We start from the raw sequence: 14,695 nt of genomic DNA, 5'->3' as shown, positions 1-14,695 counted from the left end.
AAAACGACCAAGAAATAAGAGGTATTTTAGCAAAAGTTGGTTGATTTGTCTAGGGTTATTGTTGGTTTTATTGTTATAAATCAATTTGTTGTGTGGTTTTTAAGGGTTGACTAAGTAAGTAGCAACTAAAACACCTTTACTGCGTTTTCTTTATTTAAAGATCAATACCCATAACCTGAACTTCTGCTAGAGACAGATAATTCTTGTCAAGCAACTGGACTCTAACATAGCGACCTTGTTTACCTGGTGCGTCTAATTTAATAGTCTTTTTAGGATTAGGCGCAACATGGAAGTCTTGTTGATAAATGTGGGTGCTAAAGTCTGCTTTATTAGAAATGCTAACTTGGTAGTTGCTTAGTCTGTCTGAACAGCAATCAGTGCGGTTGTAGATAATGATTTTATTGATCTTTTTCTCACTGCCTAGATCAACCTGCCACCAAGCGCCTTGTTCTTTTTTGGTGAGGGTTGTGCTACCATTTAAGAATTCGCCATCAGTGTTGCCATCTGCTGCATGGCCAGCAAAAAGGGGAATGGAGGATGTATCTGTGCTGGACTCTGTGGCAGGTTTGTCAAGCGCTAGATTGTAATCAGAGGCATATGCACCCCCATAACTTGCTTCACCCCATGTCCTGATTGAGCCATCGGGCTTAACAGCGCTAAAGGCAAATGTATTTGAATAAATCTTGATATAGCCTCTGTCAGTGGGTACATTTTTGTGTTTATTATCTAATTTATTCCACGAATTCCCTAAGTTACCCCACGACGCAATTGAACCATCAGCTTTAAGGGCGGCAAAGGCTTGATCGGTTGAATAAATCTTGATATAGCCTTTGTCAGTGGGTGCTTTTTTGCCTCCAGAATCTGGATTACCCCACGCCTTGATTGAGCCATCAGCTTTAAGGGTAGCAAAGGCATATGCATTTGAATAAATCTTGGTATAGCCTTTGCCAGCGGGTGCTTTTTTGCCTCCAAAATCTGAGTCTCCCCACGCCTTGATCGAACCATCAGCTTTAAGGGCAGCAAAGGCATATGAATTTGAATAAATCTTGGTATAACCTTTGCCAGCGGGTGCGTCTGCGCCTCCAGAATCTGGATTACCCCATGCCTTGATTGAGCCATCAGCTTTAAGGGCAGCAAAGGCATCAGTAGTTGAATAAATATTGGTATAGCCTTTGCCGGTGGGTGCTTTTTTGATTCCATACTTTGGGTTACCCCACACCTTGATTGAGCCATTAGCTTTAAGGGCAGCAAAGGCATTAGCAGTTGAATAAATCTTGGTATATCCCCTGCCAGCGGGTGCGTTTATGCCTCCAAAATATGGATGTCCCCACGCCTTGATTGAACCATTGGGTTTAAGGGTGGCAAAGGCTTTTCTATTAGAATAAATCTTGGTATAGCCACTACCAGAAGGTGCGCCTTTACCTCCAGAATGTGCGTTACCCCACACCTTGATTGAGCCATCGCGTGCAAGGGCGGCAAAGGCGCTAGTAGTTGAATAAATATTGGTATAGCCACTATCAGTGGGTGCATTGGGTGCTTTTTTGCCTCCATGCTTTAAGTCACCCCATGTCGTAATTAAGCCATTGGTTTTAAGAACGGCAAAGGCATATTCATTTGAATAAATCTTGGTATAGCCAAGATCAATGGCAGTGGGTACTTTTTTGCCTCCAGAAGTTACACTACCCCACGCCATGATTGATTTATCGTCTTTAAAGGCGGCAAAAGCTGTCTTATTAGCATAATTTGGCGCATTATTAACCCCACCAAAATCACTCTGAGCACTAGAATAATCCACCTCAGCAAAATGCAAAGGATCAGAGCCTATAACCTGAACTTCTGCTAGAGACAGATAGCTCCAGGTAGGCAACTGAATTTTAACATAGCGACCTTGTTTACCTGGTGCGTCTAATTCAATGGTCTTTTTGGGATTAGGCGTAACATGGAAGTCTTGTTGATAGGTGTGGGTACTGAAGTCTGCTTCATTAGAAATACTAACTTGGTAGTGGGCTAGTCTAGCTGCACAACAATCAGTGCGGTTGTAGATAATGATTTTATTAATCTTTTTCTGACTGCCCAGATCAACCTGCCACCAAGCGCCGTATTCATATTTGGTATGGGTGGTGCTCTTATTTAAGAAATAGCCATCAGTATTACCATCCACTGCATAGCCAGCAACAGGAATGATAGAGTGGTATAGATATATGCTGGATTGTGTGGCATGTTTTCCAAAGGCTAGATTAATATCGCCGACACCAACAGTAATAGTAACAGTTGCGGTTGCGGTTGCAGTAATATCAAAGACAAAGAAAATATTATTTGTATTTGCTGTTATAACATAAGTCACTGAACCAAATGCAACAATTGGCGTTCCAGAAATGGTTCCAGTTTTTGTATTAAAGGATAAGCCGTTAGCAATAGCAGGAGAAATTGAGTAATAAGAAGCAGCAGCACCTGTATTAGTAATGGTAACAGGTGTAATAGTGGTCCCAGCAATAGCGTTGACATGATTAGTGCTGAGTGTGATGCTTGGACCTTTCGTAACACCAAAAGCACTTAAAGAGACCGAAATGATAGCAACTGCAAGGAGTTTAGTTAGTTTGTTTAGTGCATTTGTTGTGTTTTTCACTTTTAAAAAATAATGATTAAAGAATTCACTATAACATTTAAAAAAAAATTGTCAAAGTTCTTTTATGCGCCCCAAAAATCCAAAAATAGGGCCACTCACAACCCGAAACTTATTTGCTGACATATTTTCTTAATTTTCATAGTTATGAGCTGTTGATACCTTTGCATAAATCAACTAAAAAATCAAAAAACCTCCTGTATGGCAAAATAACACTCATCTAAAACAACTCTAAAAAACCAATCGTGCCTTGAAAAAACATCCAACAAAAGCAAGAAAACAAACAGCGTTTATCTATTCGTTATATTGTTAAATAAACCTTAAATTATAAATTATACAAAGGTCTCTACTAGTGAATATGCTAATGCCAATAAAAAATTTCCAAAGATCTGCAGTGGCAGGCAATTTCATTGAAGTTTATCCGCCTTATTGACAAACAAAAAATAGCATTGGTGTTAGTGGAAAACAAAAAACTATGTTATAATTAAATTTTAAAAATTAGAGGCTTGATATGGATTTCATCGTACAAAATTGGTTAATAATCGCTATCATTACAATGGTAGTTATTTGGGTTGTTAAAATTTACAACAATCTGGTTTCTTATAAAACGCAATACCAAAACGGTTTTGAGCAAATCTCAGTGCAACTCAAGCGTCGCCTAGACTTGATTGGCAACTTAGTTGATGCTGCTAAAAAATACATGGAACATGAAAAAGAAACATTAATGGCAGTAACACAAGCACGCTCTGGTCTTCTACAAGCGACACAAGCAGCTGAAAATAACCCTGGTGATGCAAATGTCATGGCAAATTTGGCAAGCTCACAAGTGGCACTGGAAGGTGCAATGGGTGGATTCAACCTAAAGATGGAAGACTATCCTGAGCTTAAAGCCAGCGAAAATATGATGCAGTTAAGTGAAGAGATGACCACCACAGAAAACCGCATTGCTAGCGCCCGTCAAGGTTATAACGACTTAGTGCAAAAATTCAACGAATACAAAAAATCATTTCCAAATGTTATTTTGGCAGGTTTGTTTGGCTTTAGTACGGATGCACAAAACTTAGAATTTAACGAAAGTCTTGAGCAGTTGAATGAAGCGCCAAAAGACTTGTTTAAGTAAAACTTTATACAAATATGGACTTTAGGGAGCACCAAGACCGTGCCAAAAGAAACAGTAGAATCATTTGGTTCTTATATATTTTGTTATTGTCAATTTCTTCTCTTTTAATTGGCTGGACTTTTATAGTTGGTCTTAATTTAGCAGAACTTTATCAGTCTGGTTACGAGCAATACAGTTTTGGGCAGAAATTTTCTGCCAGTAATTCTCATGCTTTTGACAGTGAACAAATCCAAATTTTGCTTAGTTTTTCTGCGATTGCCTTTATTGTTCAAGCCTCAACGACAGCATTTGGTTTTTTCAAAAAATCAGATGGACACAAAGTTGCTGTTGCCTTTAACGCTCGACTGTTAGATGAAAATAGCGCTAATTCTTTAGCAGAAAAACAAGCTCTAAATATTGTTACCGAACAAGCTTTAGCGGCAAGCGTGCCAACACCAAGTTTGTACCTTATTCCAGAACAAGGTATCAATGCTTTTGCTGCTGGAAAAAGCAATAAAAACGCTATCGTTGCAATCACTGAAGGTGCATTAAATAGTTTTAATCGAACTGAACTCTCAGGGGTTATTGCTCATGAAATAGGGCATATTGTCAATCAAGATATTAAGTTAAATATTCAAATATCTGCTTTTGTTTTTGGCTTTACTGCGCTGTTCTTCTTAGCAAGATTTATCTTTTATAATGCGATGTACAATCGCAGGATGGATGGACGAGCCAAGTTAGTCATGTTTGCAATGGCTGCTGTTATCGCTATTATTGGCGCTCTAACAGTATGGATGGGTAGAATACTACAAGCTGCGATGAGCAGACAAAGAGAATATCTGGCTGATGCCAGTGCAGTACAATTTACACGATACCCCGATGGTCTCGTGCAAGCTTTTGAGGTGTTAGAAAATGGTGGAAAATCCACTAAAATGGAAAACCCTTCGTCTAAAGAATACGCCCACGCTATGATGTTTGGCATTGGGGGTGAGTTGTTTGCGACACACCCACCACTTAGAGAGCGTATCGCTAGAATTCAAAATCAAAAATAAATGGCTATTGACATTAAATCCGCCGATGAAATAGAAAAAATGCGTATTGCTGGGCGCTTAGCAGCACAAGTGTTAGATATGATTACACCTCATGTTAAATCAGGTGTTAGCACTGATGAACTAGACACAATTTGCCATGATTATATTGTTAATGTCCAAGACGCTATCCCTGCTCCGCTTAATTATCACGGTTTTCCAAAATCAATTTGCACCAGCATTAACAATGTTGTTTGTCACGGCATACCCGGTGAAAAAAAACTCAAAAAAGGGGATATTGTGAATATCGACATTACGGTTATCAAAGACGCTTATCACGGTGATACCTCTAAGATGTTTATCATTGGCAAATCCAGCGTCAAGGCACAACGCATTTGCCGTATTGCACAAGAATGCTTATATATTGGCATTGAAAAAGTAAAGCCTGGTATTCACTTAGGCGAGATTGGTAAAGCCATCGGTGCTCATGTAATTAAAAATAATTGCTCTATCGTGCGTGATTATTGTGGGCACGGTATTGGTAGCACATTCCACGCTGAACCACAAGTGGTGCATTATGATGATGATAATATCGCCAACAGTCCAATACTTGAAGAAGGCATGACTTTCACCATTGAGCCTATGGTGAACTTAGGCGGTTTTGAAGTGGCAACCTCCACCATTGATGGCTGGACAGTAACCACCAAAGACCGATCACTTTCCGCACAATGGGAACATACAATTTTAGTTACAAAATCAGGCTATGAAATCCTAACACTTAGAGATGAAGAAGTAGATGCGCCTGTGCTAAAATAATGCTTTTTAAAGTTAGTAGAAACAAGTGTTAAAAAACCTAAGAAATTATTTTGTCTCTGGATTGCTTTTTTGGATTCCATTAGGGCTTAGTGTTGTACTTATCAAGTTCTTTTTAGAAACGCTAAACAACCTAATACCTTCACAATATTTACCAAAAGTATTGTCTGATTTAAGCAACAGTATTCCAGGCTCTGGCATTATTTTAGTGTTGCTTATTATGCTGGTCACTGGCATACTGGTCAATAATTTTATTGGGCGTAAATTACTACAACTTTGGAACAAACTGCTCAATAAAATCCCTGGATTTAGAGGGATTTATAACGCCCTAAAACAACTATCAGATACCGTGTTTAGCCCTTCTGGGAAGAGTTTTAAAAAAGCTTTATTAATACAATATCCTCGCAAGGGGCTATGGACAATTGCTTTTCAAACCAGTGATTATCAAGGTGAAGTCGCAAAAATAATTGGCAAGGAGTTGGTTAATATTTATGTACCAACCACACCCAACCCCACTTCTGGATTTTTCATTATGCTGGCAAAAGAGGAAGTGATTGAACTTGATATGAGTGTTGACGAGGCATTCAAGCTGGTTATTTCTACTGGTGTAGTAACACCAACTAAAAAGGACAAATAAAATGATGAGAACACATTATTGTGGAGAATTAAACAAAGAAAATATTGGTCAAACTGTTGACATCTGTGGCTGGACAAATCGTCGCCGTGACCATGGTGGCGTTATCTTTTTGGATGTGCGTGATAAGCGTGGCATCGTGCAAGTGGTCATCAATCCAGATAACAAGGATTTTGCTTTGGCTGAGACTATTCGCAACGAGTTTGTATTAAAAATTACCGGCGAAGTGATTGCCAGAGAGGATAACTTAATCAACACCAAACTTGCCACAGGTGAGATTGAAATTGTTGCTAAGCAAATTGAGATTCTTAACACTTCTAAGCCAGTGCCCTTTCAAATTGATGCCGTAGACACCTCAGAAGAAGTGCGTCTTAAGTATCGTTTCTTAGATTTGCGTACCGATGTGATGCAACAGCGCATGAGGCTACGCTCGAAAGTAACCCACTATATGCGTGAGTTTATGGACAATCATGACTTCTTAGATATTGAAACGCCATTTTTAACCAAAGCAACACCCGAAGGTGCACGAGACTATTTAGTGCCTTCGCGTACTTACCCTGGTGAGTTTTTTGCCCTACCACAGTCTCCACAACTGTTTAAGCAGTTGTTGATGATGTCGGGTTTTGAGCGTTATTACCAAATCGTAAAATGCTTTAGAGACGAAGACCTGCGTGCTGATCGTCAACCAGAATTCACTCAACTTGATGTTGAAACTTCATTTATGAATGAAAATGAAATTATGCAGATGATGGAAGAAATGACACGAGGGCTATTTAAGTCAGTCATTGATGTAGATTTGGGAGATAAATTCCCAACCATCACTTATGCCGATGCCATGGATAAATACGGCGTTGACCGCCCTGATATGCGCATCCCATTAGAGATTGTTGGTATTGATGATCTACTAAGTAACATTGAATTTAAAGTGTTTGCCGAGCCCGCTAAAAATCCAGCCTCACGCGTCGGCGCAATGAAAATACCTAACGGCGCCACTATCTCACGCAAGCAAATTGATAATTACACTAAATTTGTTAGTATTTATGGCGCCAAAGGTTTGGCTTATATTAAGATGAATGACGATGGCCCAGCCTCACCAATTTTAAAATTCTTAGGGGTGGAAGTCACACAAAACATTATTGATAAAGTCGATGCAAAAACAGGCGATATTATTTTCTTCGGTGCAGATAAAATAAAAATTGTGAATGAGGCCTTGGGTAATTTGCGTGAAAAAATTGCCAAAGATTTGGATATCTACACTGATAAATGGGCGCCGATTTGGGTGGTTGACTTCCCTATGTTTGATACCAATGATGATGGCTCTTTAAGCGCTATTCATCACCCATTCACTGCGCCAAGTGTTGATGCTACCACTTTAGAGTCCACCGCCACTACCGCCCTATCTCGTGCTTATGACTTGGTCATTAATGGCTCTGAAGTCGGTGGTGGCTCAATTCGTATTCACCAAGTTGAAATGCAACAAACCGTATTAAAATTATTGGGCATTAGCGATGAAGAAGCACAAGACAAATTTGGCTTTTTGCTTAATGCACTTGAATACGGTTGCCCGCCACATGGTGGTATGGCATTCGGCCTAGACCGTTTGGTCATGATTATGGCGCACTGCGATTCTATTCGTGATGTAATTGCTTTTCCTAAGACCCAAACAGCAGCTTGCCTGTTAACCAACGCTCCTGCACCCGTGCCAAATAAGGTGCTAAGAGAGTTAAGTGTTAAGGTAAGTTTGCCTAAAAAAGATTAGACAAACCTCCAGCATAAGTAAAAAATACTTATAATAAAAAAATGAAACTGACAATAAAAAACATTGGTGCTATTGAAGAAGCAGATATTGAATTATCTGGTTTGACCGTTATTGCTGGTGAAAACGATAGTGGCAAAAGTACTGTTGGTAAATTGATGTTTTCTATTACTAAGGCGATTGGAAAATACAAAGATGAAATAAAGGAGAACAAAGAAAACGATATTGAAGAAGCGGTAGAACATATTTATTTTTCTATTGAGAAAGATGTATTTGATGAAAAACGCATATTCAAAGAATCAGAAAAATCGTTTCGCTTGTATAACAGCTATAGAGAATTATTTCACCCACGCTATTTTATAGATGAAGTCAATGATAATGGCGTTGAGTCGATAAACAGCAGAATAGAATACTTAAAAAGAGAAGATATTTATAACGATAAAATTGAGAAATTATTTACTAATTTACAAAATATTATTGAACGAGACGACGATAAAAACGCCACCATTAAAGGAGCCTTTACAAAATTAATCTACTCGGAATTCAAAGGTGAGATTAGCAATAAAAAATCAAATAAATCAAATAAATCAACTATAAAAATTATTGAAGGAAATAATGAAATTTTAAATATAGAGTTAAATCAAAACAAAGTTACAAAGTTTGACCCCAAAGATGAATTTTATTTTAATGATAGCATTATTATAGAAACACCAATGATTTTAAATTTTAGCGATTCTATTAGAGATTCTAAATCATTATTTGAAAAACGACAAAATAGAGGGCGATATTTAGGCAGAGCAAACATAGCTTTTCATATTAAGGACTTAGAGGTTAAATTAAGAGAATCTGGGTATGAAGCAGCGTTATTTTTAGAAAATGATGATTTATACAAAAAAATATCAGCAATTATTAATGGAAACATAAAATATCAAAACGATCAAAGTGAATTTGTTTATTTTAAAGATGATGAACAACATAATATTTTAAATGTTGCTAGTGGTATTAAATCATTTGGCATATTGCAAATGTTGTTATCAGGAGATTTTATCAAAGCAAGGACTTTGGTAGTTTTAGATGAACCAGAGGTGCACTTACATCCAAATTGGCAACTAAAATACGCCGAAATTATCACACTTTTGGTTCAAAATAATAGGAATATTTTGGTAACAACACACAGCCCTTATATGGTGGAAGCCTTAGAAAGATATGCTGAAAAATACAAAATAGAAGACAAAACCAATTTTTACTTAGCTAAAGATGGGGCGATTAAATCAGGCGACAACAATCAGATTTTATCAAAGGTCTTTGAAACGCTTTCACAGCCCTATTCTGTGTTTGATAAGATGGACGCAGAAAAATTACAATGAGTGCAGAAGGCAAGTTTCAAGCCAAATATTCAGACTGTTTAGAAAATTTTAAAGAGTTGAGTTATGATGGTATAAATAACGAATCTTTGTGTCAAAATACAGTATATAAATACTACAACTTTGATAAAATTTTCAAAAAAGAAGACAACAACAGTGGGCGTCGCCCCGCTTCACCTGACGCACTCATTTTTAAAGGCAGGACAATATATTGTGTAGAGTTTAAAAATTCCTTTGAAGAGAGCGTTCGTGAAAAAAGCATTCAGAATAAACTTAAAGGTGGCTATCATGTTCTATCAGGTATTTTTACGGAATTAAAGTTAAAAATTACTAATTATAAACTTATTTTTTGCGTTGTTTATAAAGTTAGCAAACGAAACCGAAAGCGCAGATCAACAGCAAATTCATATTCTTTTAGCTTAAAAAAATATGGATTTAACGAAGTTATCACCAACGATGTTAGCTTTTTCAGGCAACAATTTATTGAAAAAATAGGACAAAACCTCTCTTGTTAAATAAAAATGATTGAAAAAATAAAACACCTATTAAAACAAAAAAACGCCGTATTAGTAGCGCACTACTATGTGAGTGATGATTTGCAAGATTTGGCACAAGAAACAGGTGGGTTGGTTTCTGATAGTTTAGAGATGGCACGATTTGGACAGAACTGTGATGCAGATATTGTCATTGTTGCAGGGGTTAAATTTATGGGTGAAACGGCAAAAATCCTCTCGCCAGAAAAGACAGTATTGGTATTGGATGAAAATGCCACTTGCTCGTTAGACGAGGATTGCCAGATTGAAGAATTTTCCAAATTTTGTGATCAGCATCCCGATAGAAAAGTGGTGGTGTATGCCAACACTTCTGCTGCGGTTAAAGCGCGTGCGGATTGGGTGGTCACTTCGGGTAGTGCACTCAAAGTGGTCAAACACTTGCACAAGCGTGGAGAGAAAATCCTCTGGGCACCTGACAAACATTTAGGGCGTTATGTACAAAATCAAACGGCTGCGGATATGCTACTTTGGCAAGGTGCTTGCGTGGTGCATGAAAGATTTAAAGCGGATGCTTTGGTAGCGCTTAAAGTCAAACACCCTGAGGCTTGTGTCTTGGTGCATCCGGAATCACCACAAGCAGTCGTAGAATTGGCTGATGTGGTAGGCTCAACCACCGCACTCATTAATGCTGTTAAAGACAGAGACGAACAAACTTTTATTGTGGCAACTGACAATGGTATTTTTCATAAAATGCATCAAGTTGCACCCAGTAAAACACTGCTTGAAGCGCCAACTACGGGGGAAGGTGCAGATTGTGAATCGTGCGCACATTGTGAGTGGATGGCAATGAACAGTTTAGAAAAATTATTAAGTGTTTTACAAACGGGTGAGAACGAGATTAAAATTGACAAAAATACCTCGCAACAAGCACAACATTCAATACAAAAATTACTAGATTTTACGGAGAAATAAAATGGCAGGACACAGTAAATGGCACAACATCCAACACCGAAAAGGCGCTCAAGACGCTAAACGCGGTAAGATTTTTACCAAATTAATCAAAGAAATTGTCATTGCCGCCAAAGCAGGCGGTGGCGTAATAGAAAACAATCCATCTCTTAGAATGGTGATTGATAAGGCTTTAGCCGCCAATATGAAGCGCGACACCATTGAAAGTGCAGTCAAACGAGGCAGTGGCGACCTTGACGGTGATAACTATGAGGAAGTGCGTTACGAAGGTTACGGGCTGGGTGGTACAGCGATTATGGTCGACACACTCACAGACAATCGCAACCGCACTGTGGCGGATGTGCGTCACGCATTCTCTAAACATGGTGGCAACTTAGGCACTGATGGTTCGGTGGCTTATCTGTTCAACAAGCAAGGTTTTATTAGTTTTTCCTCTGGTGATGAAGACCAAATTATGGAAGTCGCACTAGATGCAGGCGCACAAGATGTGATTAGCAACGAAGACGGCTCAATTGATGTGGTTACCACGCCTGAGGATTTTTTCACTGTGAAAGATGCACTGGCAGATAGTGGGCTTAAATCCAGCCATGCTGAGGTAACCATGGAGCCTGCTAACCGTGTTGAGCTTAATCTGGGTGATGCGGAAAAATTCATGAAACTGATTGAGCGCCTAGAAGACTTAGACGACACGCAGGAAGTGTATCACAATGCAGATATTTCTGATGAAGTAATGGCGCAGTTGTGACCCCTTATTTTCAAGCAAAATCAGTTAAATTATTTTTAGGTGACAGTTTGGAATTGTTAAAAAAAATCCCCAAAGAAAGTGTAGATATGATTTTTGCCGATCCACCTTATAATTTATCCAATGGTGGCTTTACCTGCCATAATGGCAAAATGGTTAGCGTTAATAAAGGGAAATGGGACAAAAGCAAGGGCATTGAAGAGGATTTTAAATTTCATAATAGCTGGATAAAGGCTTGTAAAAGAGTATTAAAACCCAATGGCAGTCTATGGATTTCTGGCACTTATCATTCTATTTATTTGTGTGGTTTTGCTTTGCAAAAACAAGGCTGGCATATTGTTAACGATATTTCTTGGTTTAAGCCAAACGCCGCGCCTAATCTATCTTGTAGGATGTTTACCGCTAGTCATGAAACTTTAATATGGGCAAGAAAAGATAAAAAAGCCAAACATACCTTTAATTATCCTGAAATAAAAAATGGTAATTTCTCTAAAGACTTTATTAAAAAACCGAACAAACAAATGCGTAGTGTTTGGGCGATTGGCACACCTTTAAATAGTGAAAAAAAATACGGAAAACACCCAACCCAAAAACCAGAAAGCTTGCTAGAAAGAATTATAATTGCTTCAAGCAATAAAGGGGATTTGGTATTGGATCCTTTTTGTGGTAGTGCTACAACGGGTATTATGGCATTAAAACATAATCGTAGATTTGCGGGAATAGACTTAGAAAAACAATATTTTGATGACTTAGCAGTGCCTAGGATTAAAGATATTATTTTAAAACTGAAGGAGAATGAAAATGTATGACTATAAAATTATTTGCTTTAACGGTGCAAATAGAACAAAGAATCAAGAAACAACAGATGCAATGGCAATTCACCCAATAAGTAAAAAATGCGAAAAATTTATTAAAAAATTCTGCCCAGAAAATGGCATTATTTGTTTAGGTGGTGTTGCTTTTGGAAAAGGGTTATTGACCACTTTAACCGATGCACTTTATGCTAATAAATTTGTTGAAAGTGGGACTTTTTTTACAGACAAATTAGGTAAATAACAATGGAAAGAAAAGAGGCAGTACTCAAATTACAACAAATTGTTGGTAAAAACTTACACGAGTTAGCAATTGAATTTAATATTACAGTTCATAAAAATGGAAGAACTAATAAAGGTTGGGCTGGTCATGTCTGTGAAAGATATTTAGAGTTACCTATAAATTCTTCTCAATCTCCAAATTTCGGATCTTGGGAATTGAAGTCTATACCTATAAAAACATTAAAAAATGGCGAGTTAGCCTTCAAAGAAACAATGGCTATCACGATGATTGATCCAGTTAATGTTTGTCAAAAAGAATTTAAAGACAGTCACTTATTGGCAAAACTAAAGAAAGCAGTTGTCGTTGCTAGAACTGTGGGAGGTAATGTAGACGACCCTAGTTATATTCATTCAATAACTGAATTAAATTTAATTGGAGAATTATATGAACAAGTTGAAGTTGATTACAACCTTGTAAGGAATGCCTTACTGGATCCAAAATTAGGATTTAAAAGTCTAACTGGGAAGATGGGGGTATATATCCAACCAAGAACAAAAGGTGCTGGACACGGGTCCACCTCAAGAGCATTTTATGCCAGACCTTCATTTTTAAAACAATTTATAAATTTATGATTACAACGATTAAAAATAGACAAACACCCAGCCAACTTAACAAAAACTCAACCATTGCAAACTTATTACCGCAGAGTTTGCATATTTTTCCAATTATGAAAGCACACTGACGGTGACTGGGATGCTGAGGATACCATTAAGTGATAAAAACAAAAAAAGGTGTGGCGAGTGAAATACAAATCATCATGCCACAGCTTAGTGCACTTTCGCCTTGGTCACAAAAAATGAGAAACATTCACGACAATACAAAAAAACTCATGACGGATATTTCTAATAAAGTGGTGGTAATTGTGAGGCAGTTGATTGATAAATCAAAAGAAAACACAACCTTTACATACACAATTCTTACTGTTGCTGTTGTTTTCATTTTAGGTGTTCTTAACTTAATTGACACAGAAACCAAGATAACCTACACATCCATTATTAGTGCTTTAATTGCAATAATTGGTTTATGTTTCTTTTATCGGCGCTTAAAAAATCAAGAGAAGCAAATTAACACTCAAGTTAACCAGCGAATAGATGAGCGTTTTAATTCAGCTATTAATTTACTAGGTTCAAGCGAAACATCAGCGCGCACAGGGGCAATTTATGCCCTGCATGAATTAGCAAGGGAGGAGGAAAAATATCGCAAACAAATTGCACAAATTCTCTACTCACATATTCGTTCAAAAACCAATGAAGAAGAATATCAACAAAAACACAATAAACGCCCATCAAATGAAATCCAAACCACTATCAATCTTTTATTTAAAGAGAACAAACACAGCTTGTATACACAAGATTTTGCAAGAGCGACAGAATTTCCTAAGGCAGATTTGTCGCACGCTTATCTTATGGGGGCAGATTTTAGGAAGGCGCAGTGCCAGAGGGCGGATTTTGGGTTTGCGCAGTGTCAGGATGCGGTTTTTTCGGATGCGCAGTGTCAAGGGGCGAACTTTGATAATGCGCAGTGTCAGGGGGTGAGATTTGGTAATGCACAGTGTCAGGAGGCGAGCTTTGCCAGTGCGCAGTGTCAGGGGGCGGATTTTATGGGTGCACAGTGTCAGAGGGCGGTTTTTGCTAATGCGCAATGTCAGAGGGCGGATTTTATGGGTGCACAGTGTCAGGGGACGGATTTTATGGGTGCACAGTGTTGGGGGGAGCATTTTCGGGAAGTGCCGTGTCAGGGGGCGCTTTTTTCGGAAGCAAAATTTGACACCGCACCCAGCTTGGTGTTAAGTGGTGAAATCAATAATGAAGCAATCAAAGCTATTGAAAACGCCAAACCTTACTTAGATGATTCTTGGTATCAACGAATGCAAAAAATTATTAAAGAAAATAAAGGTAAAGAGAGAGAATATGGAGCGCCAGAATTTATAGAAAAAAATTCAGAAGACAGTGAAGAAATCCAAGCAATTACTAATAAAGACTGGGATAAATTAGAGCAACTACAAAATGCCAAAAAAGTTACCGAAAGTGCAAAATACAACAAGAACAAAACCTAAACAAAAAATATTTTAAATGATG

Annotated in this window: 14 protein-coding genes; 13 read left to right on the top strand and 1 reads right to left on the bottom strand. The window is 38.0% G+C overall.

Features of this window, described 5'->3' with window-relative positions; all coding sequences use genetic code 11:
* Window positions 1-154: 154 nt before the first annotated feature.
* Window positions 155-2,626, bottom strand: coding sequence for a galactose-binding domain-containing protein (locus tag BHECKSOX2_RS04750; RefSeq protein WP_139682669.1), 2,472 nt, complete (start codon window positions 2,624-2,626; stop codon window positions 155-157).
* Window positions 2,627-3,134: 508 nt separating this feature from the next.
* Here BHECKSOX2_RS04750 and BHECKSOX2_RS04745 point away from each other — a divergent pair.
* The 13 genes from BHECKSOX2_RS04745 (at window position 3,135) to BHECKSOX2_RS04685 (ending at window position 14,673) form a co-directional block, all read left to right on the top strand.
* Complete coding sequence (locus tag BHECKSOX2_RS04745) at window positions 3,135-3,743, top strand: LemA family protein (RefSeq protein ID WP_090717484.1); 609 nt, start codon at window positions 3,135-3,137, stop codon at window positions 3,741-3,743.
* An 86-nt stretch (window positions 3,744-3,829) separates the two neighbouring features.
* Window positions 3,830-4,774 (top strand): M48 family metalloprotease, encoded by a 945-nt coding sequence (locus tag BHECKSOX2_RS04740; RefSeq protein WP_237733009.1) that lies wholly within the window; start codon window positions 3,830-3,832, stop codon window positions 4,772-4,774.
* Window positions 4,775-5,566, top strand: a complete 792-nt coding sequence (gene map, locus BHECKSOX2_RS04735; RefSeq protein WP_139682668.1) for a type I methionyl aminopeptidase — start codon at window positions 4,775-4,777, stop codon at window positions 5,564-5,566.
* A 25-nt stretch (window positions 5,567-5,591) separates the two neighbouring features.
* Complete coding sequence (locus BHECKSOX2_RS04730; protein ID WP_139682667.1) at window positions 5,592-6,200, top strand: DUF502 domain-containing protein; 609 nt, start codon at window positions 5,592-5,594, stop codon at window positions 6,198-6,200.
* Window positions 6,201-6,204: 4 nt separating this feature from the next.
* Window positions 6,205-7,956: an aspartate--tRNA ligase gene (aspS, locus tag BHECKSOX2_RS04725; RefSeq protein WP_139682750.1), complete on the top strand. Its 1,752-nt coding sequence runs from the start codon at window positions 6,205-6,207 to the stop codon at window positions 7,954-7,956.
* 41 nt (window positions 7,957-7,997) lie between these two features.
* Complete coding sequence (locus tag BHECKSOX2_RS04720) at window positions 7,998-9,320, top strand: AAA family ATPase (RefSeq protein WP_139682666.1); 1,323 nt, start codon at window positions 7,998-8,000, stop codon at window positions 9,318-9,320.
* Window positions 9,317-9,832: a hypothetical protein gene (locus BHECKSOX2_RS04715; RefSeq protein ID WP_139682665.1), complete on the top strand. Its 516-nt coding sequence runs from the start codon at window positions 9,317-9,319 to the stop codon at window positions 9,830-9,832. The genes BHECKSOX2_RS04720 and BHECKSOX2_RS04715 overlap by 4 nt, the downstream gene beginning before the upstream one ends.
* 6 nt (window positions 9,833-9,838) lie before the next feature.
* Window positions 9,839-10,783, top strand: a complete 945-nt coding sequence (nadA, locus tag BHECKSOX2_RS04710; protein WP_139682664.1) for a quinolinate synthase NadA — start codon at window positions 9,839-9,841, stop codon at window positions 10,781-10,783.
* Window position 10,784: 1 nt separating this feature from the next.
* Window positions 10,785-11,525 (top strand): YebC/PmpR family DNA-binding transcriptional regulator, encoded by a 741-nt coding sequence (locus tag BHECKSOX2_RS04705; protein WP_139682663.1) that lies wholly within the window; start codon window positions 10,785-10,787, stop codon window positions 11,523-11,525.
* Window positions 11,522-12,331 (top strand): DNA-methyltransferase, encoded by an 810-nt coding sequence (locus tag BHECKSOX2_RS04700; protein WP_139682662.1) that lies wholly within the window; start codon window positions 11,522-11,524, stop codon window positions 12,329-12,331. The genes BHECKSOX2_RS04705 and BHECKSOX2_RS04700 overlap by 4 nt, the downstream gene beginning before the upstream one ends.
* Entirely contained in the window at window positions 12,324-12,578 is a 255-nt protein-coding gene (locus tag BHECKSOX2_RS04695; RefSeq protein ID WP_139682661.1) for a hypothetical protein, read from the top strand. The genes BHECKSOX2_RS04700 and BHECKSOX2_RS04695 overlap by 8 nt, the downstream gene beginning before the upstream one ends.
* A 2-nt stretch (window positions 12,579-12,580) precedes the next feature.
* A complete protein-coding gene (locus tag BHECKSOX2_RS04690) occupies window positions 12,581-13,189 on the top strand; it encodes a MutH/Sau3AI family endonuclease (RefSeq protein WP_139682660.1) in 609 nt (202 codons plus the stop codon).
* 140 nt (window positions 13,190-13,329) lie between these two features.
* Window positions 13,330-14,673: a pentapeptide repeat-containing protein gene (locus BHECKSOX2_RS04685; protein WP_139682659.1), complete on the top strand. Its 1,344-nt coding sequence runs from the start codon at window positions 13,330-13,332 to the stop codon at window positions 14,671-14,673.
* Window positions 14,674-14,695: the final 22 nt, after the last annotated feature.

The organism is thiotrophic endosymbiont of Bathymodiolus puteoserpentis (Logatchev) (genome assembly GCF_900127505.1).
GTDB lineage: Bacteria > Pseudomonadota > Gammaproteobacteria > PS1 > Pseudothioglobaceae > Thiodubiliella.
This window is presented reverse-complemented; position numbering and strand designations above follow the sequence as displayed.

What these genes read in the sequence shown, in the direction of transcription:
- BHECKSOX2_RS04745 (WP_090717484.1), top strand. Translation starts at nt 3,135, where the DNA reads ATGGATTTCATCGTACAAAATTGGTTAATAATCGCTATCATTACAATG.
- BHECKSOX2_RS04690 (WP_139682660.1), top strand. Translation starts at nt 12,581, where the DNA reads ATGGAAAGAAAAGAGGCAGTACTCAAATTACAACAAATTGTTGGTAAA.
- BHECKSOX2_RS04715 (WP_139682665.1), top strand. Translation starts at nt 9,317, where the DNA reads ATGAGTGCAGAAGGCAAGTTTCAAGCCAAATATTCAGACTGTTTAGAA.
- BHECKSOX2_RS04695 (WP_139682661.1), top strand. Translation starts at nt 12,324, where the DNA reads ATGTATGACTATAAAATTATTTGCTTTAACGGTGCAAATAGAACAAAG.
- aspS (WP_139682750.1), top strand. Translation starts at nt 6,205, where the DNA reads ATGAGAACACATTATTGTGGAGAATTAAACAAAGAAAATATTGGTCAA.
- BHECKSOX2_RS04720 (WP_139682666.1), top strand. Translation starts at nt 7,998, where the DNA reads ATGAAACTGACAATAAAAAACATTGGTGCTATTGAAGAAGCAGATATT.
- BHECKSOX2_RS04705 (WP_139682663.1), top strand. Translation starts at nt 10,785, where the DNA reads ATGGCAGGACACAGTAAATGGCACAACATCCAACACCGAAAAGGCGCT.
- nadA (WP_139682664.1), top strand. Translation starts at nt 9,839, where the DNA reads ATGATTGAAAAAATAAAACACCTATTAAAACAAAAAAACGCCGTATTA.
- map (WP_139682668.1), top strand. Translation starts at nt 4,775, where the DNA reads ATGGCTATTGACATTAAATCCGCCGATGAAATAGAAAAAATGCGTATT.